This is a genomic window from Rhodovulum sp. HP10 (genome assembly GCF_047553435.1).
Taxonomy (GTDB): domain Bacteria; phylum Pseudomonadota; class Alphaproteobacteria; order Rhodobacterales; family Rhodobacteraceae; genus Rhodovulum.
The window spans coordinates 3,772,832-3,795,105 of record NZ_CP180201.1; the positions used below are offsets into that span (position 1 = coordinate 3,772,832).

23 protein-coding genes and 1 pseudogene are annotated in these 22,274 nt (G+C 70.7%); 13 read left to right on the forward strand and 11 right to left on the reverse strand.

The window, feature by feature from the left end; genetic code table 11:
• Positions 1-433 precede the first annotated feature (433 nt).
• The 10 genes and pseudogenes from ACK8CO_RS17675 (at position 434) to ureG (ending at position 7,284) form a co-directional block, all read left to right on the forward strand.
• Entirely contained in the window at positions 434-1,270 is an 837-nt protein-coding gene (locus tag ACK8CO_RS17675) for an urease accessory protein UreD (protein WP_080616637.1), read from the forward strand.
• Position 1,271: 1 nt separating this feature from the next.
• Positions 1,272-1,574 (forward strand): urease subunit gamma, encoded by a 303-nt coding sequence (locus tag ACK8CO_RS17680; RefSeq protein ID WP_080616636.1) that lies wholly within the window; start codon positions 1,272-1,274, stop codon positions 1,572-1,574.
• Positions 1,575-1,595: 21 nt separating this feature from the next.
• Entirely contained in the window at positions 1,596-1,901 is a 306-nt protein-coding gene (locus ACK8CO_RS17685; RefSeq protein ID WP_080616635.1) for an urease subunit beta, read from the forward strand.
• 40 nt (positions 1,902-1,941) lie between these two features.
• Positions 1,942-2,721 (forward strand): hypothetical protein, encoded by a 780-nt coding sequence (locus tag ACK8CO_RS17690; protein ID WP_414897483.1) that lies wholly within the window; start codon positions 1,942-1,944, stop codon positions 2,719-2,721.
• Positions 2,718-3,077, forward strand: a complete 360-nt coding sequence (locus ACK8CO_RS17695) for a lysozyme inhibitor LprI family protein (RefSeq protein ID WP_414897484.1) — start codon at positions 2,718-2,720, stop codon at positions 3,075-3,077. The genes ACK8CO_RS17690 and ACK8CO_RS17695 overlap by 4 nt, the downstream gene beginning before the upstream one ends.
• Before the next feature lie 130 nt (positions 3,078-3,207).
• Entirely contained in the window at positions 3,208-4,950 is a 1,743-nt protein-coding gene (gene ureC, locus ACK8CO_RS17700) for an urease subunit alpha (RefSeq protein ID WP_414897485.1), read from the forward strand.
• A gap of 149 nt (positions 4,951-5,099) precedes the next feature.
• Positions 5,100-5,324, forward strand: coding sequence for a DUF1127 domain-containing protein (locus ACK8CO_RS17705; protein WP_231119093.1), 225 nt, complete (start codon positions 5,100-5,102; stop codon positions 5,322-5,324).
• Positions 5,325-5,349: 25 nt separating this feature from the next.
• Positions 5,350-5,853 (forward strand): annotated as a pseudogene (gene ureE, locus ACK8CO_RS17710) (urease accessory protein UreE); the annotation flags it as partial.
• Positions 5,854-6,019: 166 nt separating this feature from the next.
• Positions 6,020-6,664 carry an urease accessory protein UreF gene (locus tag ACK8CO_RS17715; RefSeq protein ID WP_414897486.1) on the forward strand — a complete coding sequence of 215 codons (645 nt, stop codon included), beginning with the start codon at positions 6,020-6,022 and terminating at the stop codon, positions 6,662-6,664.
• Complete coding sequence (gene ureG, locus ACK8CO_RS17720; RefSeq protein ID WP_414897487.1) at positions 6,661-7,284, forward strand: urease accessory protein UreG; 624 nt, start codon at positions 6,661-6,663, stop codon at positions 7,282-7,284. Before ACK8CO_RS17715 ends, ureG begins: the two co-directional genes overlap by 4 nt.
• Here the strand turns inward: ureG and ACK8CO_RS17725 are convergent.
• The 9 genes from ACK8CO_RS17725 to ACK8CO_RS17765 all read right to left on the reverse strand — a co-directional run bounded on the left by ACK8CO_RS17725 (position 7,281) and on the right by ACK8CO_RS17765 (position 15,236).
• A complete protein-coding gene (locus ACK8CO_RS17725; protein ID WP_414897488.1) occupies positions 7,281-8,684 on the reverse strand; it encodes an NnrS family protein in 1,404 nt (467 codons plus the stop codon). The two genes, ureG and ACK8CO_RS17725, sit on opposite strands and share 4 nt — an antisense overlap.
• Before the next feature lie 82 nt (positions 8,685-8,766).
• Positions 8,767-9,603 (reverse strand): ModD protein, encoded by an 837-nt coding sequence (modD, locus tag ACK8CO_RS17730; protein WP_414897489.1) that lies wholly within the window; start codon positions 9,601-9,603, stop codon positions 8,767-8,769.
• Positions 9,564-10,241: an ABC transporter ATP-binding protein gene (locus tag ACK8CO_RS17735; RefSeq protein WP_414897490.1), complete on the reverse strand. Its 678-nt coding sequence runs from the start codon at positions 10,239-10,241 to the stop codon at positions 9,564-9,566. The genes modD and ACK8CO_RS17735 overlap by 40 nt, the downstream gene beginning before the upstream one ends.
• Complete coding sequence (locus tag ACK8CO_RS17740; RefSeq protein WP_414897491.1) at positions 10,222-11,040, reverse strand: ABC transporter permease; 819 nt, start codon at positions 11,038-11,040, stop codon at positions 10,222-10,224. Before ACK8CO_RS17740 ends, ACK8CO_RS17735 begins: the two co-directional genes overlap by 20 nt.
• A 4-nt stretch (positions 11,041-11,044) precedes the next feature.
• A complete protein-coding gene (gene modA / locus ACK8CO_RS17745) occupies positions 11,045-11,791 on the reverse strand; it encodes a molybdate ABC transporter substrate-binding protein (RefSeq protein WP_414897492.1) in 747 nt (248 codons plus the stop codon).
• 13 nt (positions 11,792-11,804) lie between these two features.
• Positions 11,805-12,926 (reverse strand): molybdenum ABC transporter ATP-binding protein, encoded by a 1,122-nt coding sequence (gene modC, locus ACK8CO_RS17750; protein WP_414897493.1) that lies wholly within the window; start codon positions 12,924-12,926, stop codon positions 11,805-11,807.
• On the reverse strand, positions 12,923-13,606 hold the full coding sequence (gene modB, locus ACK8CO_RS17755) for a molybdate ABC transporter permease subunit (RefSeq protein WP_414897494.1): 684 nt from the start codon (positions 13,604-13,606) through the stop codon (positions 12,923-12,925). Before modB ends, modC begins: the two co-directional genes overlap by 4 nt.
• A 3-nt stretch (positions 13,607-13,609) precedes the next feature.
• Entirely contained in the window at positions 13,610-14,374 is a 765-nt protein-coding gene (gene modA / locus ACK8CO_RS17760) for a molybdate ABC transporter substrate-binding protein (protein WP_414897495.1), read from the reverse strand.
• A 61-nt stretch (positions 14,375-14,435) separates the two neighbouring features.
• Positions 14,436-15,236, reverse strand: a complete 801-nt coding sequence (locus ACK8CO_RS17765) for a TOBE domain-containing protein (protein WP_080616620.1) — start codon at positions 15,234-15,236, stop codon at positions 14,436-14,438.
• A 455-nt stretch (positions 15,237-15,691) separates the two neighbouring features.
• On the opposite strand from ACK8CO_RS17765, the gene ACK8CO_RS17770 reads away from it, so the two are divergent.
• The 3 genes from ACK8CO_RS17770 (at position 15,692) to ACK8CO_RS17780 (ending at position 18,775) form a co-directional block, all read left to right on the forward strand.
• Entirely contained in the window at positions 15,692-16,141 is a 450-nt protein-coding gene (locus ACK8CO_RS17770; protein WP_414897496.1) for a DUF2478 domain-containing protein, read from the forward strand.
• 610 nt (positions 16,142-16,751) lie between these two features.
• A complete protein-coding gene (locus tag ACK8CO_RS17775; RefSeq protein ID WP_414897497.1) occupies positions 16,752-17,498 on the forward strand; it encodes an alpha/beta hydrolase in 747 nt (248 codons plus the stop codon).
• Complete coding sequence (locus tag ACK8CO_RS17780; protein ID WP_414897498.1) at positions 17,495-18,775, forward strand: glycoside hydrolase family 15 protein; 1,281 nt, start codon at positions 17,495-17,497, stop codon at positions 18,773-18,775. Before ACK8CO_RS17775 ends, ACK8CO_RS17780 begins: the two co-directional genes overlap by 4 nt.
• Here the strand turns inward: ACK8CO_RS17780 and ACK8CO_RS17785 are convergent.
• Both ACK8CO_RS17785 and ACK8CO_RS17790 read right to left on the reverse strand, forming a co-directional pair.
• Entirely contained in the window at positions 18,754-20,007 is a 1,254-nt protein-coding gene (locus ACK8CO_RS17785) for a glucoamylase family protein (RefSeq protein WP_414897499.1), read from the reverse strand. The two genes, ACK8CO_RS17780 and ACK8CO_RS17785, sit on opposite strands and share 22 nt — an antisense overlap.
• The gene (locus ACK8CO_RS17790; RefSeq protein ID WP_414897500.1) at positions 19,995-22,247 is read right to left on the reverse strand and encodes a glycoside hydrolase family 3 N-terminal domain-containing protein; all 2,253 of its coding nucleotides are present in this window, start codon (positions 22,245-22,247) and stop codon (positions 19,995-19,997) included. Before ACK8CO_RS17790 ends, ACK8CO_RS17785 begins: the two co-directional genes overlap by 13 nt.
• Between the last annotated feature and the right edge of the window lie 27 nt (positions 22,248-22,274).

Genomic DNA, 22,274 nt, shown 5'->3' on the forward strand with positions numbered 1-22,274 from the left:
TTCTTCATGGATGTCATGGTCTACCTCCGGTCGTATGGACCCCGCACCGGCCCTTGCGCATCCCGCGCGGGCGGCGGCGGCCCGGCTGCCAGATCTTGTTGCGTCCCGCGCGGCCCCCTCGGTCCGTCCCCGGGGCTGCCGCACACCCGACAGGACCGACCCCGGTCGCCGCTGCGGGTGAGCGAAGGGTTTCCCCGCGCCGGAAGACTCGCAATCGCAACTCCATGAAACAGGGGGCGTAATTCCGGCGCGCCCCGAGAAACCGCCTTGGAACCGGTCAATTCCGGGCATTCTGCCCAATAAATGGGCGGCGTGCGCGTGGAGGGGGTGGGGCTGCGCCGAAAATCCGTGCAGCCCGGTTCGCGATGCGGAAGAACGGGGGCGCAAGATATCGAAAGGGGGCGGGCACATCGCCTTTGAGGGAAAATCCGCCATGGACCTCGCGCCGGTCTCGCCGCCGCGCGCCATCGGCGAGGTGCGGCTCTCGGTCAGGAACGGCCCGCGCGGAACGGCGATCGCCGGGCTGCGCCAGAGCGGTGCCTTCAAGGCGGTGTTCCCGCGCGTGACCGGGGCCGGAGCGACGCCGCCGCTCGAGGCGGTGCTGGTCAATACCGCAGGCGGCATCACCGGCGGCGACCGCTTTTCCTGCACGCTTCAGGCCGGGGCGGGCAGCCATCTGCGGCTGACGACGCAGGCGGCCGAGCGCGCCTATCGCGCCCGGCCGGGCGAGACCGGGCGGGTCGCGAACCGGCTGAGTGTGGCGGCGGGCGCGCGGCTCGACTGGCTGCCGCAGGAAACGATCCTGTTCGAGGGCTGCTGCCTCGAACGCAGCCTCATCGCCGATCTCGCCCCCGGCGCCCGGCTGCTTCTGGTCGAGCCGCTGGTCTTCGGGCGCGCGCTGATGGGCGAGCGCCTGCATGCCGCGCGGTTCCGCGACCGGATCGAGATCCGCCGCGACGGGGCGCCGCTTTATCTCGACGCGCTGCGCTTCGAGGGCGATGTGGCCGCGCAACTGGCCCGGCCGGCCGTGGCGGGCGGGGCCGGGGCGCTGGCGAGCCTCGTGCTGGTCGCGCCCGATGCGGCGGCGCATCTGGCGCCGATCCGCGCGCTGCTGCCCGCGGCCCTGCCTGCGATCGGCGGCGCCAGCCTGCTGGCCGGGGACGTGCTGGCATTGCGTCTGCTGGCCGCCGACAGTTACCACCTGCGCAAGGTGCTGATCCCTGTGTTGACGCGCCTGACCGAAGCATTGCCAAGATCATGGATGAGCTGACATGCAACTGACCCCCCGCGAAAAAGACAAGCTTCTGATCGCCATGGCCGCCGAGGTCGCCCGTAGGCGGCTGGCCCGTGGCGTCAGGCTCAACCACCCCGAAGCGATCGCTCTGATCACCGATGCGGTGGTCGAGGGCGCGCGCGACGGCCGCTCGGTCGCAGACATGATGGAGGCGGGGGCGCAGGTCGTGGCGCGCGAGCAATGCATGGAGGGCGTGGCCGAGATGATCCACGAGGTTCAGGTCGAGGCGACCTTCCCCGACGGCACCAAGCTCGTCACCGTTCACAACCCGATCCGCTGAGGTGCGCCGATGATTCCCCCGATGATCCCCGGAGAGCTTTTTCCCGCAGATGGCAACCTGACCTTGAATGCAGGGCGCGAGTCACTCACCTTTATGGTGGCGAATACCGGAGACCGGCCGGTTCAGGTCGGCAGTCATTTCCATTTCGCCGAAGCCAACCCCGCGCTCGATTTCGACCGGGATGCCGCGCGGGGCCTGCGGCTCGATATCGCCGCGGGCACTGCGGTCCGCTTTGAGCCGGGCCAGCGCCGGGAGGTGCGGCTGATCCCGATTTCCGGGCAGCGGCGCATCTTCGGCTTCAACCAGAAGGTGATGGGCGCGCTTTGAAGTGCCCGCATCGAGCGTTATACCGCAAGGAGGACCTGCGATGACTTTCACGTCCCCGGCCTTTTTCGCTGCCAATCCGTATCTGGCGGCGACTGTGATGTTCGATCAGCAAATGCGCCTGTTTCAGGCGGGTACCGATTTCATGCTGCGGGCCAATCCCTGGGCCCTGATGATGCGGGCGGGCGGGTTCGACCCGCTGACCGCCGATTCCGGGCTCAGCCGCGCCGATTGTGACGACGACATCCCGCTCGATGCCGGCATCGCCATGGGCGGGGGGGCTGAGGCCGAAAGCCGGAAACGGTCGGCGCGTTCGCCGGCCCCGCCCGATTCCGTCGCCGGGCCCGCTGCCAGTGCTTCCACCAGTGCTGCCGCCGGTCCTGCTGTCAAAGCTGTTGGCAATGCTGCCGCCAGTCCCGCCGCCAGTTCCGCCGACCCGACCGCCAGGGAGCCCGTTGCCGGGCGGCGCGCCGACGCGCCCGCTTCGACGCCCGCCCAGGCCTCTGTCCGGGCGCCTGCCGCCGCCGCGGAGCCGGGCCGCCATGTCCCGCACGGTTCCCTGCCTGTTGTTCCATCCGGGCCGACAGCCGAGGTGACGTCCGGACCCGGGGCCAAACCCGAACCCGAGCCTGCCATGGCCGAGGCCGCGCCCGCCGCAGCGACGGCATCGGGCAGCAAGTCAGGGACGCGGGGGACGGCGGCGGCGCGCAAGGGATCCGCGTCGCGCCCGGCCCGTTCCGGGACGTCGGGCCGGGCGCGGCGCAAGCCCGCCTCGCCGCCGACCCTGCCGCGCGGCGGGAACGGGCCCGAGGGCGATAGGTGAGGCCTCTCACGGTGGCACTCGCGGCGATTTCGGTCTTCGGACTGCCGGGACAGGCGCTGGCCGCCTGTCCCGGCGAGACGCAGGCCGAGATGAACCGTTGCGCCGATCAGGCCTATCGCGAGGCCGATGCCCGGCTCAACGCGGCCTGGCCCGCAGCGCGGGCCTCTGCCGCCGCTGCGGGGGCGGGTGAGCTGCTTCTCGATGCGCAGCGCAAGTGGCTTCTGTTCCGCGATGCCGCCTGTGCGGCGGAAGCTGCCCCCTATGAAGGGGGCAGCCTGCAACCGGTGGTGCGGCTGGACTGCCTGCGTCGGCTGACAGACCGGCGCAGCGCCGATCTGCGCGCCCTGTCGCAATGAGACCGAGGCCGCATCGGACCGCTGCGCGTCCCGTCGCGTGTCCCGGCCGTCGCCGCCTTGCAGCCTTTCCCCGACCGGCGCCTGCCGCGACCGGTGCCGTCGTTCTTTCTTCCCCCGCATGAGGTTCCAGATGCCCGTCACGATTTCCCGCGCGGATTATGCCGCGATGTTCGGCCCCACCACCGGCGACCGGCTGCGGCTGGCCGATACCGACCTGATCATCGAGGTCGAGCGCGACCTGACTGCCGAACGCGCCGGGGGCGGCGGCAATGCGCCGGTCTATGGCGAGGAGGTCAAGTTCGGCGGCGGCAAGGTCATTCGCGACGGCATGGGCCAGAGTCAGGCGACCCGCGCCGAGGGCGCGGTCGATACCGTCATCACCAATGCGCTGATCCTCGACTGGACCGGGATCTACAAGGCCGATGTCGGTCTCAGGGACGGCCGGATCGCCAGAATCGGCAAGGCCGGCAACCCCGACACCCAGCCCGGCGTCGACATCATCGTCGGCCCCGGCACCGAAGTCATCGCGGGCGAGGGCAGGATCCTGACCGCGGGCGGCTTCGACAGCCATATCCATTACATCTGCCCGCAGCAGATCGAGGATGCGCTGCATTCCGGTCTCACCACGATGCTGGGCGGCGGCACCGGGCCTGCGCATGGCACGCTCGCCACCACCTGCACGCCGGGGCCCTGGCATCTGGGCCGGATGCTGCAGGCGGCCGATGCCTTCCCGATGAACCTCGCCTTCGCGGGCAAGGGCAATGCCTCGCTGCCCGGCGCGCTGGAGGAACAGGTCAAGGCCGGGGCCTGCGCGCTGAAGCTGCACGAGGACTGGGGCACCACGCCCGCCGCCATCGATTGCTGCCTGTCGGTGGCCGATGCGATGGACGTGCAGGTGATGATCCATACCGACACGCTGAACGAGTCGGGCTTCGTCGAACATACCGTGGCGGCGATGAAGGGCCGCACCATCCATGCCTTCCATACCGAGGGCGCGGGCGGTGGCCATGCGCCCGACATCATCAAGATCTGCGGCGAGGAATTCGTGCTGCCGTCCTCGACCAACCCGACGCGGCCCTTCACTGTGAACACGCTCGAGGAACATCTCGACATGCTGATGGTCTGCCACCATCTCGACAAGTCGATCCCCGAGGATGTGGCCTTCGCCGAAAGCCGGATCCGGCGCGAGACCATCGCCGCCGAGGACATCCTGCATGACATGGGCGCCTTCTCGATCATCGCCTCGGACAGCCAGGCCATGGGCCGGGTCGGCGAGGTCATCATCCGCACCTGGCAGACCGCCCACAAGATGAAGCTCCAGCGCGGCCGTCTGTCCGGGGAGACGGGAGCGAACGACAACCTGCGGGTCCGCCGCTATGTCGCGAAATACACCATCAACCCCGCCATCGCCCATGGGATCAGCCACGAGATCGGCTCGGTCGAGGAAGGCAAGCGCGCCGATCTGGTGCTTTGGACCCCTGCCTTCTTCGGGGTGAAGCCCGAGATGGTGCTGATCGGCGGCACCATCGTCAGTGCCCAGATGGGCGACCCGAATGCCTCGATCCCGACGCCGCAACCGGTCTATACGCGGCCGATGTGGGGCGCCTATGGCCGCTCTGTCGAGAATTCGGCCGTCACCTTCGTCTCGGCTGCGGCCGAGGCCGAGGGCATCCGCGCCCGGCTGGGGCTGGCCAAGCAGACCGTCGCGGTCCGCCATACCCGCGGCATCGGCAAGCGCGATCTCAGGCTGAATGACGCGATGCCGAAGGTCGAGGTGAATCCCGAGACCTACGAGGTCCGCGCCGATGGCGAGCTGCTGACCTGCGCGCCGGCCGAGGTTCTGCCGATGGCGCAACGCTATTTCATGTTCTGAGGTCATGATGATCACGGTGACGATCTGCGCCGCAATGCAGCACAAAAATGTCCCCCTTGCAGCGAATGCGCTGGGCCGGGCGGTATGTAAGCCCTATTTTAAGGGGAAAGGGGGGAAACCATGCCTGTGGATACAGACGGAGGTTTCCGATGGCGACTCCATTCATGACGGTCAAGTCCGTGCCCGGGGGCATGGCGGAACGGCTCGACCTGTTCTTCGCGGGGCTCGGTCTCGGAGTGAATCCCTATGGTTTGCGACGTGCGCGGATGCGGGAGATCCAGAACCTGAACGCCTGTTCCGACGCGCAGCTGGCCAAGCTGGGCATCACCCGGGACGATATCCCGGGCTATGTCTTCCGCGACCTCTTCAACTAGGCGCGCAGGCGCCGGGGCGGGCGGCATGAGCGGGCTTCCGGTGGCGCTCGATGTCCGGCCCGGCGCGGGGGCGGACGAAGACAGCGTGACGCTTGACTATGACGCGCGGTTTCTGCGCCGCAAGCGGCTTGTCAGCGATGGCGGGCAGGCCTTTCTGCTGGATCTGGCGCATACGACCTCGCTGGCCGAGGGCGATCTGATCGTGCTGGAGGACGGGCGCGGCATCGTCGTCAGGGCCGCGGCCGAGCCGCTTCTGGAAGTGACGGGCACCGATCTTGCCCGGCTCGCCTGGCATATCGGCAACCGCCACACGCCCTGCCAGGTCGAGGAGACGCGGCTGTTGATCCAGCGCGATCACGTGCTTCTGGACATGCTGGGCCGGATCGGCGCGACCGTGCGCGAGGTGGTCGAGCCCTTCACCCCCGAAGGTGGCGCCTATGGCCATGGCCGCACCCATGGCCATTCCCATGGCGACGCCCATGGTCATTCGCACGATCATGGCCATGACCACGACCATGGCCACAGCCACAGCCATAGCCACGGCGCGGCGGACCATCTGCACGAGCACGAGGCCGAAGGCTGCTGCGGCGGATCGGGGCAGGGCGGCTGCGGCTGCGGCGGTCACGACCATGGCGCCCATGGTCCCGCGTCCGGACGCAAGACCGGCGGCTGCGGAGGCGGGGGCTGCTGCGGGCATGGTCACTGACGGCCAGATCCTGAGGCTGGCGCAATGGCTCTCGCCCGCCTATCCGGTGGGGGCCTTCGCCTATAGCCACGGGCTGGAATCGGCGGTCGCGACCGGCGCAGTCGCGGACGGACCTGCCTTGCAGGACTGGCTGGCCGATATCCTGCGCTTCGGCGCCGGACGTTCCGACACGATCTTCCTCAGGGCCGCCTATGAGGCTCCGCCCGGGGATCTGCCCGAAATCGACGCGTTGGCCTGCGCCTTTCAGCCCTCGGCCGAGCGGCGGACCGAGACCACGGCCCAGGGCGCGGCCTTCGCCCAGGTCACCGCCGCGGTCTGGCCGGACGATCTGCCCGCCTTCGCCTATCCGGTGGCGCTTGGCCGTGCCGCGCGGCTCCATGACCTGCCGCTCGGGCTGACCGCGCGGATGTATCTGCAGGCCTTCCTGTCGAACCTCGTCTCGGCGGGGATCCGGCTCATTCCCATCGGCCAGACCGAAGGCCAGCAGGTGCTGACCGCGCTGCAACCGCTCTGCGAGGAGGTGGCAGAGGCCGCTCTGGGCGAGACGCCCGACGATCTTGCCGGGACGACCTTCCTCGCCGATATCGCGTCGATGACGCATGAAACCCAGTATTCGAGGCTTTTCCGCACATGACTTCCCCGCATGGCCCCCTCCGCATCGGCATCGGCGGTCCCGTCGGCGCCGGCAAGACCACGCTGACCGCCGCACTGGCCCGCGCCTTCTCGAGCACCCATTCGATCGCGGTCGTCACCAATGACATCTACACCCAGGAGGATGCCGAGGCGCTGATGCGGATGCAGGTGCTGCCCTCCGAGCGCATCAGGGGCGTCGAGACCGGCGGTTGTCCGCATACCGCGATCCGCGAGGATGCCTCGATCAACCTCGCGGCCATTGCCGAGCTGAGCGCGCGCTTTCCCGATCTCGAGATCGTGCTTATCGAGTCGGGCGGCGACAATCTCTCGGCCACCTTCAGCCCCGAGCTGGCGGATGTGACGGTCTATGTGATCGACGTGGCGGCGGGCGAGGAGATCCCGCGCAAGGGCGGCCCCGCGATCACCCGCTCGGACCTGCTGGTCATCAACAAGACCGACCTTGCGCCCTATGTCGGTGCCGATCTGGGCGTGATGGAGCGGGACGCCAAGCGCATGCGCGGGGCGCAGCCCACGGTCTTTGCATCGTTGAAACAGGGCGAGGGCGTCGGGCCCATCGTCCGGCTTCTGTGCGAGATCGGCGGGCTGACCGAACCGGTTTAACCCGGCTCGAGCATCCGGAACGCCCCGGTGCCTCGGCCGGGGCCCGGGCCGTCCGCACTGCCACGCTGTCCGTGGCCGCCGCAACCGCCACCATGCCCGCCGCATCCGCAGTCCTGGCCGTGACCATGACGATGACCGTGGCCGTGGCCTCCGACATTGAAGACCGGGTTGATGACCGGGCCGCGCAGGCTGGGCAGATAGCCGCTCAGGAACAGGGCCCAGCCGGTGCAGAAGGCGGCCGCGGTGGCATCGAGAAGCGGCTCGTAAAGCGACGGAACCACGGGCGCCGCGAGCCGCAGCCAGACCGCGCCCCAGAGCAGCGCGAAGCCGGCCTTGTGCACCGGGCCGATGCGCAAGAAACCGTCCGCGCGCCGGGCCGCTGCCCGCGCCGCAATCGAGAAGGCGAGCCCCGACATCGCGCCCATCATCAGCACATGGATCGCGTCGGCCTCGCGCCAGGGCAGGGGGACCAGCGCTGCAAGCCCGGTCAGGGCAAGCCCCATGGGCGCCCAGGCGAAGGCCAGCACCAGCATCAGCGCGGGGGCATAGCCAAAGCCCGAAAGGCTGCGCCAGTGCCGCATCCGCCAGAGCTGGGCCGCGCCTGCCGGGATCAACAGCGCCGATCCGGCGGTGACCGCGCCGCCCAGCGTCAGCGCCATCGCGGCCAGCATCAGGCCAAGCCCCGCGCGGCTGGCCAGCGGGTCGATCTCGGGCAGGCGGCCGCCCCTGCGCCCGACCCAGCCCGCGATCAGGGCGGGCGCCATGGTTCCCGCGATGATCGAGACCTTGATCGCGAAGAACAGCACCAGCACGCGGGTCATCGCGGCATCGCCCGGAGCGCTCAGATAGCCCAGCGCGGTGGCGAGGAAGGCCGCATCGGCAAGCCCCAGAAAGGCGATGGCCGCCGGAATGACCCAGCGGTCCCAGCGCCGTCCCGAGACCACGGCGCGCAGATAGGCGGCCGTGAACAGCGCGTAGAAGGCCAGCCCCGGCGCCAGCACCACGGCCAGCGGCAGCATCTGCCCCAGGGCAGCCGCCAGCCGCGCCAGCGCCCAGAGCCCCGCCAGCAGCATCAGCCCGCGCCCCGTCACCCGCCGCGCCCCGGTCCAGTTCGGCATCGCTGTCAGGAAATAGGCCGCCATCGCCGCGCCGCCGACGCCCACGGTCATCTCATGCGCATGCCAGAGCGTCGTCGTGCCGAGCGCGGGGACCGGCAGCCCGATCCGGTCGCCGAAGCGCCACCATGCGACCGCCAGAACCGCCCAGAGCGCCGACAGCGCGAAGAACGGCCGGTGCGGCGACAGCCAGATATCGCGAAGGAGCCGCCCGGTGGCGATGGCGGTAAACGGAGCGTTCCTGCCGCGGCCGCGGGGCCGGATCTCGGGAGCGGCGTCGGTCATGACAGGAGTCCTCGGTTGAAATAAAGATGAGTCTCGCACTCGAGTTTACGCCTTGCCGGGGGCGTGGGGCAAGTGCCGCGGCTCAGGCCGGGCCGAGCGTCACTGAAACATCGGCAGGTCTGGCGTAATAGGGCGAGGATGTGACCAGCACCTGCATGCCGGTTGCGGCATAGTCGGCGGCATTCTCCGGCGTGATGCCCCCGGCCGCGGCCAGGCAGCCGGTCCAGCCCGCCAGCGCGCGGGCGGCGGCGGCGGCCGCGTCGGGAGAGAATTTCTCGAGCTGCAGCACGTCGGCCCCGGCCTCGGCGGCAGCCTCGGCCTCGGTCAGGGTCTTGACCTCGACCACCACGCGGCGCTCGGGGCAGGCAAGGCGAAGCGCGCCGATCTGGGCTGCAAGCGCCGCCGCACCGCCGAAGGCGCGATGCTCGGGAAACAGCAGAACCGTGTCGGAAAGCCCGGTGCGGTGGATCTCGGCGCCGCCCGCGACGACGGCTTTCAGCGACAGCGCGCGGGTGCCGGGCACGGCCTTGCGGGTGCAGGCGATGCCGATGCCGGGGGCGACGGCGCGGGCCGCGCCGACAAGGGCGGCGGTGGCCGTTGCCACGCCCGAGGCCCATTCGGTCAGGGTCTGCGCCACCTTCCAGCCCAGAAACAGCGCCTCGGCCGGCCCCGTGGCCTCGGCCAGAACCGTGCCCGCCGGAACCGTCCCGCCGCTTGGCACCGCGAGCGCGGCCCGCGCGCCCAGCAGGGTGAAGATCCGCGCGGCCTCCTCGGTGCCGCAGACGGTCATCGGCCCGCGCGCCCGCATCGTCAGCCGGCCCGCTGCCGCGCCGAAGCCGAGGCTCCGGGTGGTCAGGTCACCATAGGGGGCATCCTCCTTCAGGAGGCCAAGGAGGGTGGCGTCGTCGAGGGGCAGCATGGCAATGGGGTCCTTTCGCTGAGACGGCCCGCCTCGATCGTGACCGAGCGGTCGGCAAGGGCGCGGGCCTCGGACGGGTCATGGGTGACGATGAGCGCGGTCATGCCCAGCCGGCGGCGCAGCGCGTCGAGCTCGGCCCAGAGCCCGGCCCGGGTATCGCGGTCGAGATTGGCGAAGGGCTCGTCGAGCAGCAGCAGCCGGGGTCGCAGCGACAGCGCACGGGCCAGGGCGGCGCGTTGCCGTTCGCCACCCGAAAGCCGGGCAGGGCGGCGATGCGCGCGGTGGGCGATGGCGCAAAGCGCCAGCGTTTCGGCCACCCGCCGGGCGCGGGCCCGGCGGCCGAGACCGGCGAAGACCAGCGGCAGCGCCAGGTTCCCGGCGACGCTGAGATGGGGGAAGAGGTGCAGATCCTGGCTCATGTAGCCGAAGCCGCGCCGGTGCGGCGGCAGGCCGGTCATGTCCCGGCCCTCGAAGATCACCCGGCCGCGATGGGGCAGAAGCCCGGCCACGATCTTCAGAAGCGTGCTCTTGCCTGCGCCCGAGGGGCCGAGCAGGGCCACCGCCTCGCCCGTGCCGATCTCGAGATCGAGCGGCCCCAGCACCGCGTTTCCGATCCGTTCAAGCCTGAGGGCGGGCATGCCGGGCCTCCGTCATCGGGTCGGGGCGGTCGGCGGTCAGCAGCCGGATCGCCAGGAGAAGCGCGAAGGCCAGCGCCAGAAGGATCAGGGCGCAGGCGATGGCGATGTCGGTGCGACCGCTGGCGATGTTGAGATAGACCGCCATCGGCAGGGTTTCGGTCCGCATCCGGGTCGCGCCTGCCAGCATCAGCGTGGCGCCGAATTCGCCCAGCGCCCGGGCCCAGCCCAGCACCGCCGCCGCCATCAGTCCGCGCCCGGCCATCGGCAGCTCGACCAGAAGCGTGGCCCAGAAGGGCGGCAGGCCCAGCGTCGCGGCATTGGCGGCATAGTCCGGATCGACGGCGCCGATGGCCGCGCGGGCGCTGCGGATCACGACCGAGCTGGCGATATAGGTCTGGGCGAGGATCACGCCCGCGGGCGAGAACAGGATCTCGATCCCGAGCCCGGCCAGCGCCCCGCCCACCGGCGCCTCGCGTCCCAGCAGGAACAGCAGCCCGATGCCCGCCACCAGCGGCGGCGTCACCATCGGCAGATCGAGCACGGTCTCGACCACCGCCTTGCCGAAAAAGCGCCGCCGCGCCAGGAGCCAGGCGGTGGGCAGGCCCAGAAGCAAGGCCAGCGCCAGCGCGATCAGCGAAGAGCGCAGCGACAGGGCGATGGCAAAGCGGGTCTCTTCCGCGGCCAGCGCCTCGGCGAGGCCGCTCAGCGGCAACTGGCTGGCAAGGGAGACGAGCGCGCCGAGGATCGTCGCCACGATCAGCATGAGCGGCGCCCAGAGCAGGATCGCCAGCCCGCGCATCGGCCTATTCCGCGCCGAAGCCCGCCGCCTCGAAGGCGGCGCGGCCTTCGGGCGAGGCGAGGAGCGCGATGAAGGCGGCGGCCAGGTCGGGCGCGTCGGCGCTCTTCAGCAGGCCCGCGGTGATCTCCTCGGCGCTGTAGCATTCGGCCGGGACCGGCACGAGCGCGATGCGCGCGCCATGGGGCAGCGCGGCCGAGCGCGCGAGGATCGCGGCATCGACATCGCCGCTCGCCACATACATCGCCAGCTGTTGCAGCGTGGTGGCGCGAACGACGGTATTGGCGCGGATCGCTTCGGGATCGCCGCAGCGTGCCATGATCTCGTCGGCGGTGCGGCCAAGCGCCATCGCCTGCGGATCGCCCAGGGCGAGCCGAAGCCCGGGGCGGCCCAGATCGGCGATCCCGGTGACCCTGTCCGCCGCCGCCTGCGAGACCCCGATCGCCGCGCCATGGATGCCGAGCGCGACCACGCCCGAGAGCCGGCCCTCGGCCTCGAGCTGGTCCGAGAAGAAGCGCGTGCCGGCGATGAAGACATCGCCCCTGCCGGTGGTCCGGGCCCGGGCGAGGATCTGGCCGGTCCCGGCATATTCGATGGCAAGCTTTGCCCCGGTCCGGGCCTCGAAGGCGTCTGCCAGCGGCTCGATTGCGGGGCGAAGCCCGGCGCCGGAATAGACATGAAGGGTTTCGGCAGGCGCAGCGGCGGCCAGACCGAGGCTCAGGACGGGTCCGAAAACGAGGGAGAGGCGCATCATGGCGGGGCTCCTTTCAGCGGCTGCGGGCGATGGCGGGCGGGGCCTGTGCGGGCGATTGTGCGGGTTCGGCCAGCGCCACGGCCTTGAGCCGCGCCACCACCAGCTCGCCCGGTTTCAGCATCAGCCGGTCCCAGGATTTCAGCGAGACCCGTGCCAGAAGCGCTGCGCCGTGCCCGTCCGGGCCAAGGCGCAGCCGCACGGTGATCTGATGCGCGCCCGCGGGCTCGGCGCCCTCGATCCGGGCGGGCAGGGCATTGAGGATCGTGGTGTCGAGCGGCGCATGCCGCCCGAGGCTGACATCGCTGGCGGGAATGCGCAGCCGCCTGCGTTGCCCGTTCGGGCCCAGATCACCGGGCACGACGACCACGCCGCCCGGCACCCGCACCTCGGACAGCCCGTAGCGCGGGTCGCGGCCCACGACCTCGCCATCGATCACGGCCGCGGGCTCGGGCATGTGGATCAGGGGCAGCGCCGGATCGGCCAGCATCCCGGCCAGGGGCCTGGCGGCGCGGACCCGGCCCGCCTCCATCAGGACCAGCGTATCGGCCAGCCGCTCGACCTCGGCGATGTCATGGCTGACATAGAGCACCGGGATCGACAGCGCGGCATGCAGCCGTTCGAGATAGGGCAGGATCTCGTCCTTGGAAAACCGGTCGAGCGCCGAGAGCGGCTCGTCCATCAACAGCAATTCGGGCTGCGAGAGCAGCGCCCGGCCGATGGCGACGCGCTGGCGTTCACCGCCCGAGAGCATCCGGGTCGGCCGGTCGAAGAGGGGTGCGATGCCCAGAAGTTCGGCCACCTCGTCTTCGCCGATCCGGATCGGTCCCTTCACCCGGCGCAGTCCGAAGGTCAGGTTGGCGCGGACCGAGAGATGCGGAAAAAGGCTCGCCTCCTGAAAGACATAGCCGATGGCGCGGCGATGGGGCGGACGGAAGCGGCGGCCCTCCTGCCAGACCTCGCCATTGACCGAAAGCCGGCTGTTCCGCAGCCGCAACAGCCCCGCGATGGCCCGCAGCACCGTGGTCTTGCCGCAGCCCGAGGGCCCGAACAGCGCGGTGATGCCCTCGCCGGGGGCGGTGAAGCCCGCATCCAGCTCGAAGCCGCCGAGGCGGCCCATGAAATCCGCCTCGATCATTTCCGGCCTCCGTTCAGCCGTCGCTCGATCAGCATCATCGCCAGGATCACGATGAAGGACATTGCCAGCATGCCCCCTGCCAGCACATGCGCCTTGGGCCATTGCAGCGTCTCGACATAGTCGAAGATCGTCACCGACAGCACCTTGGTCCGGCCCGGGATGCCGCCGCCGATCATCAGCACCACGCCGAATTCGCCGACGGTATGGGCGAAACCCAGGATCGCGCCGGTCATGATGCCGGGGCTGGCCAAGGGCAGGGCGACGCTGACGAAGGCATCCAGCGGCGCCGCGCGCAGCGTCGCCGCCGCCTCGAGCGGGCGCGGGCCCATCGCCTCGAAGGCGTTGCGGATCGGGTTCACGACGAAGGGCAGGGAATAGACGACCGAGCCCAGCACGAGCCCGGTGAAGGTGAAGGAAAGCTGCCGCCCCAGAAGGCCGGTCAGCGGGCTGTGCGGCCCCATCGCGATCAGCAGGTAAAAGCCCAGCACCGTCGGCGGCAGCACGATCGGCAGCGCGACGACGGTGGCGACGACCTCTTTCCAGAGCCCGCCGCCCTGCGCCAGCCACCAGGCCAGCGGCGTCCCCACCAGCAGCAACACGACCGTTGTGATGCCTGCCAGCTTCAGGGTCAGCAGGATCGTCTCGATCATCGCCGCGTCGAAGAGGGGGGACGCCGTCATCGCTCAGTCCTCGGTGCCGTAGCCGTATTTCCCAATGATCGCGAGCGCCTCGGGGCTTTTGAGGAAGTCGAGATAGGCCCGGGCGGTCTCGCTGTCGGCGCCCCTGGTCAGCAGCACCGCATCCTGACGGATCGGGGTATAGATCTCCTGCGGGACGATCCATTGCGATCCGCCTTCCTCGGCGATGACCTGCGACAGCGCGACGAAGCCCAGCTCGGCATTGCCGGTGGCCACGAATTGATGGGTCTGGCTGATGCTCTTGCCCTGCACGATCTTCGGCTCCAGCGTCTCGTAGAGGCCGAGCGCCTTCATCGCCTCGACGGCCGCGGCGCCATAGGGGGCGGTCACCGGGTTGGCGATGGCGATATGGGTGATGCCGGGCCGGGCGAGTGCGTCCGAGCCATCGTCGAGGGCCCCGGCCTCGCTGCTGTAAAGCACGAGCTTGCCGACCGCATAGGTGAAGCGGCTGCCATCCACGGCATGGCCCTCGGCCTCGGCCTTTTCGGGGCGGGCCTGATCGGCGGCGAGGAACACCTCGAAGGGGGCGTCCTGGGTGATCTGGGTGTAAAGCTGTCCGGTCGAGCCGAAGCTGTAGGTGACGCGATCGCCGGTGGCTTTCTCGAAGGCCGCGCCGATTTCGGTCGCGGCATCGGTGAAGTTCGCGGCGACGGCGACCACGGTTTCGGCGGCCCGGGCCGGAGCGCTCAGCGCCAGCGTGGCAAGGAGGGCGGCAATGCCGCTGCGCAGCGCGGTCGGACGGAATGTCATGGAGGAACCTTTCCCCTTCAGGTCGGTGAGGTGGTGAGACGATGGGACCGGGGGCGCGCGCTCAGGGCATCGCCACGATGACGTGGCTGGCCTTGAACAGCGCGGTCGCGGTGCTGCCGGTCTTCAGGCCGAGCGCCTCGGCGCTCTTGCGGGTGACGATGGCGGTGATGGTCTTGCCCTCGCCCAGATCGAGCGTCACCTCGCTGTTGACCGGGCCGTCCTCGCGGGCCGAGACGGTGCCGGTCAACCGGTTGCAGGCCGAGATCGCCACGGGCGCCTCGCCGGCGGCCAGCATCACGAAGGTCGCCTTGATCAGCGCGAAGACCTCGGCGCCCTCAGCAAGCCCCATATCCGTAGCGCTGCGTTCGGTGATGATGGCGGACAGGCGATGGCCGTCGGTCAGCGCCATGTCGATCTCGGTGCTGACCGCGCCCGGGGTGACGCGGGTCACGGTGCAACGGAACGTGTTGCGGGTACTCGTTTGCATCATGAGGCTCCAAAGCGTGTTCACCGCGCCGGCCGGCGCGGTCTTCAATCCGGTGTCGATGGCGGCAAAGGTCTTTCCCAGCGCGCTTTCCAGCATCGAGAAACACTCGATCACGGCATGCCCGGTGCGCGTCACCCGGGCGCCGCCGCCCGCCCGACCGCCCGGCGCCGCTTCGACCAGCGGATGGGCGAAGAGGTTGTTCATCGAGCCGACCGCATCCCAGGCGGCCTTGTAGGACAACCCGATCTCGCGCGCGGCGCCGGCGATCGAGCCCTGCGCCTCGATGGCCTGCAGCAGCCGGATGCGGTCTCCGCCGACCCGCGGGGCGCCCTCGCGCTGAAGGGTGAGGGCGGCTTTGAGCGATGGGGTCGACATCGGGCGGGGTCCTGTGAACATATTCAGCGCTATATATTTTTACGACATAACGAGCCGCGCCGGATTGGCGCAAGCCTGAACATTAAGAAGGCCGACTTTATAGCGGTTTTGAAGAAGCTGTCCCCGCGCTGGCGCGATCCGTCGCAGGGCGGGGATAAAGCGGGTGGCGAAACTCTGGGCAACCGGCGCGAATATGCCTTCAAACAAGGCAATTTCACAAGAAATCCAACATGCGATCACCCGACTCGACAGGTTTCAGCCCGAAGCGGGCCGTGCCCCGCGCCCCGGCCTCTGGCGGCGCAAAGACGTGCTGCATGCCCAATTCCCGGGCATGGCGTGCCTTGCGGCGGAGACGGGACGGCGCGCGGGATGGTTGAGGCAGGGATTTCGATATATAGTCTGACTTTATAATGATGGATTGGCGCATGATCGACCGACCCCGCCCGGAGGCCCCAATGATCCCGACCAGATGCCTGCTTGACGATGCCGATGGCGATGTCGCGGCCCTGACCTTTGCGGCGGGCGAGGCCCCCGGCCCGCTGATCGCGGCCTTTCTGGCGCGGCTTCGCAGGCGAGGCCGCCGGGTGCTGAGGCTGCCGCAGAGCCGTGGAGCCTGCCCGACGGCCGGGGCGGAGGTGCCGGATCTGCTGGCGATCACCCTTTGCGGCGGGGCTTCGGCCGAACGGCACTGGCGACCGGCGCTGATCCTGGCCGCTGCGGCCCGGCGGCCGGTTCTGGTGCCGGTGCCCGCGGCGCGGTTCGGGGCCTGGCTCGATCTGACCGGCGGCTGTGCCGTGCGGCTGGCCTGCCATCCGGCCGCGCTCGATGATTGGTGGCGAACGCTCTATCCCCCGCTTCCGCCTGAACGGGGCCTGACCGGCGGGGCCTGCGCGCTCTGGAAATGACCGCAGGCCTGACCGGTGGATCAGAGCCGGACGACGCAATCCCTCCCGACCGGATCGGCGGCGTTCCCCTTGGGAGGGCGCCCTCCGGGACAGGGGCCGCCCGGTCGGTCCCGGTCATGCCCGTCGCGGCCTGACGGCTGTGCGCCGAGGCCGCCTTGGCAAGTGGGCGACCGCAGCGCGACGCCCGGCCGCGATCCCTGACAAGGCGGCGCGATCATCGCCAAGTTCCCGTCGCGCGGGGGGGGGGCGCCTCCCCGGTCTCCGCCCGCTCGGGCTTTCGGCGGTGCCCGGCAGATCCTTCATCGCAAGGCCGTCACGATGGGGCGGCGGGTGTCGAGACCTGTGGGGCGGTGGTCCGTCCGGCCAGGCGCGGCCTCGTTCCGCCCTGGTCCGGGGCGCGTGGCAGGCAGAACGGAGGCCCGGTGAAATGCCGGTGGCGGCCGCGGCAAGGTGGGCTGATGCCGGGATGCGGGCCGCGGCCTTGCATCCCGGCAGGCGAGGGCCGCGATATCTTCCGCTATCGACGGAGGCGGTTTCATTTCTCATCAATTTCGGAATTTGCGCGCAAACCGGATCTTGCGGGCCTGCGCATGCGGGCTAGAACCGGAGCATGGACAGTTCCTCTTCCTCCGCTCTCTGGACCGCCCGCGCCCAACGTCTGCGCGCCGACGAGCCCGTGCCCGTTGTCATGGCCGAACCGGGTATCGCGCCGCGCGGCACCGTGCTTCTGGTTCATGGCCGGAACGGTGCGCCCGATCAGGTACAGATCGCGGTCATCGCCGAGGCCTATCTCGCGCGCGGCTGGCGCGTCGTGGCGCCGGAACTCCCCAATTCCATCGCGCTGCCCGCTTCCGGGCCGGCCGACCGGCTGACCATGGACGGGCTGCGCCGGGCCGCGGCCGAGGTCATGGTCTGGACCCGCGCGCGCTGGCCGGACGCGCCGCTGGCACTGGCGGGCCACAGTCTGGGCGGCTTTGCCATCGGCCATCTGGGGGCCGAGCTCGGCACGCCGCATCACCTGCTGGCGGCCTCGCCCGTGCTGTCGGGCGCGCGGCTTCTGGCGGCGCGCGTGGCCATGGGGCCGCCTGCCGTCGCCGCGCTGGAGCGCGAGGTGCCTCTGATGCGCGCGGGCATGGAGGCCGAGGATGCCGCGCCCGCGCTGGCCCGGGTCGCGGCGCCGCTGGGCGTGATCACCGGGGCCGAGGACGGGATCGTGCCGCTGGCCGATGCGCGCGCCTATTTCAACGCGGCGCCGAACGGGCGGTTCTTCGGGGCGCTGCCGGGGCAGAACCATTGCCCGGCAGGGCCCGACGTGGCCGCGATGCTGGGCGTCGCGCTGGCCGCGCTGGGCGCGTGAGCGCGGGGCCGGACCCGGGTTGGGTCGCGGCCCGGCGCGAGGGCGCGGCGCGGGCGCTGCGCCGCGCGGTGTCGGCCACCGGGCTGTCCCGCCACCGCGCGGGCTTCGGCTGGACGGTGGTGCCCGCGCCGGGCTCGATCCTCGCCTCGGCGCGGGTGGCCTCATGGGACCCCGAGCCCGATTATTTCCACCACTGGACCCGTGATGCGGCCATTGCGCTCGCTGCCATTCCGGAGGCTATAGCCGCCGAGCCCTCTGCGGCCGCCTTCTGGCGGCAGGCAATTGCCGACCATATCGGCTTTTCGCTGGCGATCTCTGATCCTGCCCGGCGCGGGCCTTGCGTCAATCCTCTGAAAGACAGCGCGACCGAGGCCTTCCGGCCCTATCTGCGCCCCGATGCCGAACTTGCCGCCCTGACCGGCGCCGCCTGGTTGGCCGAGCCGCGTTGTGCCGCCGATGGCGGCCCCGATCTCGAACGCTGGGGGCGGCCGCAATTCGACGGGCCTGCGCTGCGGGCCGCGGCGCTGATGCGGCTGGGCGCGGAGATGCCCGAGGCGCGTGGTCCGGAGGCCGCCCGGCTGATCGCGCGCGATCTCGACTTCACGCTGGCCATGGCCGGGGCGCCCTGCCTCGGCCCCTGGGAGGAAGAGCCCGCCCGGCGCAGCAGCTTCACGCTGATCGCGCAGTGGGATGCGCTCGATCTCGGGGCGCGGCGTCTCGGGCGGGCGGATCTGGCCGAGGCGGCCGAAAGGCTGGCCGATCTGATCGCAGGCGCCGCCGATCCGGTCTCGGGCGGCTGGCGCGAAAGCCTCGAGGCGGCGCCGGGCGCGCTCGATGCCGCGACGGTGCTGGCGCTGGTGCAGGCCGGGCGGAGCGATGGCCCCTTCGCCCTGACCGCGCTCCGGAGCCGGGCCACCATGGCGGCGCTCGAGGCGCTGTTTGCCGGGCTCTATCCCCTGAACCACGGCCGCGCCGCACCCGCGCTGGGGCGCTGGGCGGGGGATGTCTTCTTCGGCGGCAATCCGTGGTTTCCGGTCACGCTGGGCTTTGCCGAGGCCTATTACCGGATCGCAGCGGCAACCGGCGCGGCGGCCGAGTTCGAGCGGGCCGAGGCGTTGATGGCGGTGGTGGAGGACCTTGCGCCCGAGGGCGACGACCTGCCCGAACAGGCCGACCGCGAGACCGGCGCGCCTGCCTCCTGCCTTGGGCTGACCTGGTCATCTGCCGCCTTCCTAATGGCCGCGGCCGCCCGCGATCAGGCGCTGGCCGCCAGATAGGGCGCGGAAAAGCCCAGCCGCAAAAGCCCCCGCCGGATCTCGGGCCGGTTTGAGACCAGCCGCCAGATCAGCCCCGAGCGGTGGTTCTCGAGCCCCACCACGATCGGCCCCTGATCGATGGCCAGGCGGCTTTTCGCGACCCAGTCCCCATTCGGGCAGAAGGCATCGACAAAGCCCGCCTCGCCCCAGATCCGCTCGCCCAGATCGTCATGCAGATGGCGCAGCACCGGCATCGCCTCGGCGGGTGCGTAGGGAAAGGACGAGAGCGCCGCCGTGGGCGTGATGACGCCGGTATCATGGGTGGGCGAATGGGCGGCATAGCCCTTCGGGTCGTCGCTGGCCGTGAGGCCCCAGCAGTCGGGGCCGTAGCCCGCATGGCCCTTCGGGTTCGCCAGGCAATGGGCGCGGTTGACCAGCGCATGGGCGCGGGCCTGGGCGCCGTAATCGGCATAGGCATCCTTCAGCCCGCGCGGGTCGATCCCGAGGAAGGGATACTGCGACAGGAACAGCGGCCCGCCCCAGTCGGGGCCGAGCGGCAGGACCGTGCCGGCATAGCTGCGGCCGTTCACGAAGCTCGGCGTCTTGACCCAGCTTTCGTGATAGCTGGCGGGCGGGATGGGAAAGGTCTCGGACCCGGCGCCCAGGACGAAGACCGGCATCGCCTCGTTCCAGCCCCGGATCGGCAGCGCGGTCGCCCCCCAGGGCCGCTTGGGATGGCGGTGCCACATCACTGCGCCATCCGCGCGCAGATGCGCAGCCCAGTTCACCGCGTCGTAAAGCGTCTCGATCCTGGCGCCGATCCCGGGGGCCTCGGTGAAGAAGGCGGCGGCACCCAGAAGGCCCGTCATCAGGAAGGCGGTCTCGACCAGATCGCCGCCATCGTCGCCCGCCATGAAGGGCAGGACGCGCCCGGTCGCGCCATGCAGGAAATGCGGAAAGACGCCCTCGAAGCGGTCGGCGCTTTCCAGAAACCCCACCAGCCGTTCCACCCGGTCGAGGATCTCGCGCCGGGGCCGCCAGCCGCGCTCGGCCGCGACGATCTGGGCCAGAAGCCCGAAGCCGGTGCCGCCGGTGCAGACCGTGTCCTCGATGTCATAGCCGAAGGCCCCGGCGCTGCGCTCGCGCGCCATGCCGCTGACCGGATGGCTCCAGTCGAGGAAATACCCCGCCGTCGCCTGGGCGATGCGGTCGCGCAACAGGGCATCGTCAAGGCCCCGGATCACGCCAGCCATGTCAGTGTCTCCGATTGGGTGTCGCGGCTGTTCGGGCCGACATGCAGCAGGATCCGGCCCGGATCGCGGACCCATTCCGCGGCGTCCAGCGCGGGCGCCAGCGGGTATTGCGCCATCTCGGCGCCGATCTCGAAGGCGACCTCGCGTTCCTCGCCGGACGCCAGCTCGATCTGGCGGAACGCCACCAGCCGGCGCGCGGGCCGGGTGATGCGGGCCTCGGGGTCAGAGAGGTAAAGCTGCACCGTCTCGATCGCGGGCCGTGTGCCGGTATTGGTCAGTGTCACGCTCAGGCTGACGCGGTCGCCCGGCCGGGCCTCGCGGGCCGAAAGCCGGGGCGGGCCGTAACCGACCTCGGTATAGGACAGCCCGAAGCCGAACGGGTAGGGCCGGCTGTCATCCGCGAGGTCGAGCCAGCCGGTGCGGAACTTGGCGAAATGCCCGGTCCAGGGACGGCCGGTCGGGTCCTCGGCATGGCTGAGCGGGGTCTGTCCGGGCGTGGCGGGCAGGGTGACGGGCAGCCGCCCCGAGGGCTCGGCCCGGCCGAAGACCAGATCGGCCACGCCCTCGGGCCCGGCAATGCCGCCATGCCAGGCGTATAGCAGCGCGCCGCATTGCCGTTCGATGCCGCCGAGCGCCAGAGCGCGGCCCGCGAAGACCGCGACGACCAGGGGCGTGCCGGTCGCGGCCAGCGCATCCAGCAGGCGGCGCTGCGGCGCGGGCAGGTCGGGACAGAGCCGCGACGAGGATTCGCCTGCATGTTCCTTGGCCTCGCCCAGCGCGACCAGCACCACATCGGCCGCCTTTGCCGCCGCGACCGCCTCGGCCAGCATGTTGGCCTCGCTTCTGGGATCGCGGGTGACGGTCGTGCCATGGACGTTCAACCGCTCGATCAGCCAGTCTTCCTCGACCAGATTGCAGCCCGGGGCATGGTCGGGCGGATGCCCGGCCAGCGCCGTGATCGCGGCCAGAAGCGGCGTCACATCCTCGGCCCGGCCCGAGACCGACCAGGTGCCCAGCATGTTGGCGCTGTCATCGGCCAGCGGCCCGATCAGGGCCAGCCTCGTGCCCGGCGAAAGCGGCAGGAGGCCGTCATTTTTCAGCAGGACGGCGGATTGCGCGGCGGCCTTGCGGGCCAGCCTGCGGCCCTCGGCCCGGTCGGGGGCGGCGGGCGTGCCGGTCAGCCCGCGCCAGGGATCGTCGAGCAGCCCGAGCCGCGCCTTGAAGCCCAGCACCCGGGCACAGGCCCGCTCGATCAGCGCGCGCACCCGCTCTGCGGACAGGCTCAGCCCCGCCTCGGGCGCCTCGAGCCCGGTTTCGGCCAGGACGGGCAGATGGGTCAGGTAATCCTCGCCCACCATGTCCATGTCGATGCCCGCGGCCAGCGCCCGCAGCACCACGGCGGCGGGGGTGCCCAGCCCATGCGCGACCAGCTCGCGGATGCCGGTATAGTCCGAGACCACAAGCCCGTCGAAGCCCGCCTGACCGCGCAGCCAGCCCTCGATCAGCGGGCCATGGGCATGCATCGGCAGCTTGTTGACGGCGTTGAAGGCGGCCATGACCGAGGCTGCGCCCGCCGCCACACCTTCGGCGAAGGGCGGCAGGTAGATCTCCAGCAGATCCTCCCAGGCCAGCGAGGCATTGTCGTAGTCGCGCCCCGAAAGCGGCGCGCCATAGGCCACGAAATGCTTGAGGCAGGCCGCGACCCGGCCGGGGGCGGCCGGGTCCGGGCCCTGAAGGCCCCGGGTCATGGCGGCGGCGATGGCGCCCGCGAGATGCGGATCCTCGCCGGGGCTCTCGGCCATCCGGCCCCAGCGCGCATCGCGGCAGACGTCGATCATCGGCGCATAGACCTGATGCAGCCCTTCGGCCGAGGCCTCGGCGGCGGCGAAAGCGGCGGTTGCCTCGATCAGCGCCATGTCCCAGCTCGCGGCCAGCGCGATCGGCAGCGGAAAGACGGTGCGATGGCCGTGGATCACGTCCTCGGCAAAGAACAGCGGGATCCCGAGGCGCGAGCCAGCCAGCGCGCGCTCCTGCAGCGCCCGGGCCGAGGCCAGCGACTTGGTGCCGAAGATCGCGCCGACCGCGCCCGCATCGAGCCGTTTGGCCAAAGGCGTTTCGGTCGCTTCGCCGGTGGTCAGCCCTTCGCCCGCAGCCAGCAGGTTCAGCTGGCCGATCTTCTCGGCCAGCGTCATCTCGGTCATCAGCCGGGCGACGGCTTCTTCGGTGCCTGTGCTGGCCATGCGGGCCTCCCTTCGCCGCGCCTGCCG

What these genes read in the sequence shown, in the direction of transcription:
- ACK8CO_RS17675 (WP_080616637.1), top strand. Translation starts at nt 434, where the DNA reads ATGGACCTCGCGCCGGTCTCGCCGCCGCGCGCCATCGGCGAGGTGCGG.
- ACK8CO_RS17680 (WP_080616636.1), top strand. Translation starts at nt 1,272, where the DNA reads ATGCAACTGACCCCCCGCGAAAAAGACAAGCTTCTGATCGCCATGGCC.
- ACK8CO_RS17685 (WP_080616635.1), top strand. Translation starts at nt 1,596, where the DNA reads ATGATCCCCGGAGAGCTTTTTCCCGCAGATGGCAACCTGACCTTGAAT.
- ACK8CO_RS17690 (WP_414897483.1), top strand. Translation starts at nt 1,942, where the DNA reads ATGACTTTCACGTCCCCGGCCTTTTTCGCTGCCAATCCGTATCTGGCG.
- ureC (WP_414897485.1), top strand. Translation starts at nt 3,208, where the DNA reads ATGCCCGTCACGATTTCCCGCGCGGATTATGCCGCGATGTTCGGCCCC.
- ACK8CO_RS17705 (WP_231119093.1), top strand. Translation starts at nt 5,100, where the DNA reads ATGGCGACTCCATTCATGACGGTCAAGTCCGTGCCCGGGGGCATGGCG.
- ACK8CO_RS17715 (WP_414897486.1), top strand. Translation starts at nt 6,020, where the DNA reads ATGGTCACTGACGGCCAGATCCTGAGGCTGGCGCAATGGCTCTCGCCC.
- ureG (WP_414897487.1), top strand. Translation starts at nt 6,661, where the DNA reads ATGACTTCCCCGCATGGCCCCCTCCGCATCGGCATCGGCGGTCCCGTC.
- ACK8CO_RS17725 (WP_414897488.1), bottom strand. Translation starts at nt 8,684, where the DNA reads ATGACCGACGCCGCTCCCGAGATCCGGCCCCGCGGCCGCGGCAGGAAC.
- modD (WP_414897489.1), bottom strand. Translation starts at nt 9,603, where the DNA reads ATGCTGCCCCTCGACGACGCCACCCTCCTTGGCCTCCTGAAGGAGGAT.
- ACK8CO_RS17735 (WP_414897490.1), bottom strand. Translation starts at nt 10,241, where the DNA reads ATGCCCGCCCTCAGGCTTGAACGGATCGGAAACGCGGTGCTGGGGCCG.
- ACK8CO_RS17740 (WP_414897491.1), bottom strand. Translation starts at nt 11,040, where the DNA reads ATGCGCGGGCTGGCGATCCTGCTCTGGGCGCCGCTCATGCTGATCGTG.
- modA (WP_414897492.1), bottom strand. Translation starts at nt 11,791, where the DNA reads ATGATGCGCCTCTCCCTCGTTTTCGGACCCGTCCTGAGCCTCGGTCTG.
- modC (WP_414897493.1), bottom strand. Translation starts at nt 12,926, where the DNA reads ATGATCGAGGCGGATTTCATGGGCCGCCTCGGCGGCTTCGAGCTGGAT.
- modB (WP_414897494.1), bottom strand. Translation starts at nt 13,606, where the DNA reads ATGACGGCGTCCCCCCTCTTCGACGCGGCGATGATCGAGACGATCCTG.
- modA (WP_414897495.1), bottom strand. Translation starts at nt 14,374, where the DNA reads ATGACATTCCGTCCGACCGCGCTGCGCAGCGGCATTGCCGCCCTCCTT.
- ACK8CO_RS17765 (WP_080616620.1), bottom strand. Translation starts at nt 15,236, where the DNA reads ATGTCGACCCCATCGCTCAAAGCCGCCCTCACCCTTCAGCGCGAGGGC.
- ACK8CO_RS17770 (WP_414897496.1), top strand. Translation starts at nt 15,692, where the DNA reads ATGATCCCGACCAGATGCCTGCTTGACGATGCCGATGGCGATGTCGCG.
- ACK8CO_RS17775 (WP_414897497.1), top strand. Translation starts at nt 16,752, where the DNA reads ATGGACAGTTCCTCTTCCTCCGCTCTCTGGACCGCCCGCGCCCAACGT.
- ACK8CO_RS17785 (WP_414897499.1), bottom strand. Translation starts at nt 20,007, where the DNA reads ATGGCTGGCGTGATCCGGGGCCTTGACGATGCCCTGTTGCGCGACCGC.
- ACK8CO_RS17790 (WP_414897500.1), bottom strand. Translation starts at nt 22,247, where the DNA reads ATGGCCAGCACAGGCACCGAAGAAGCCGTCGCCCGGCTGATGACCGAG.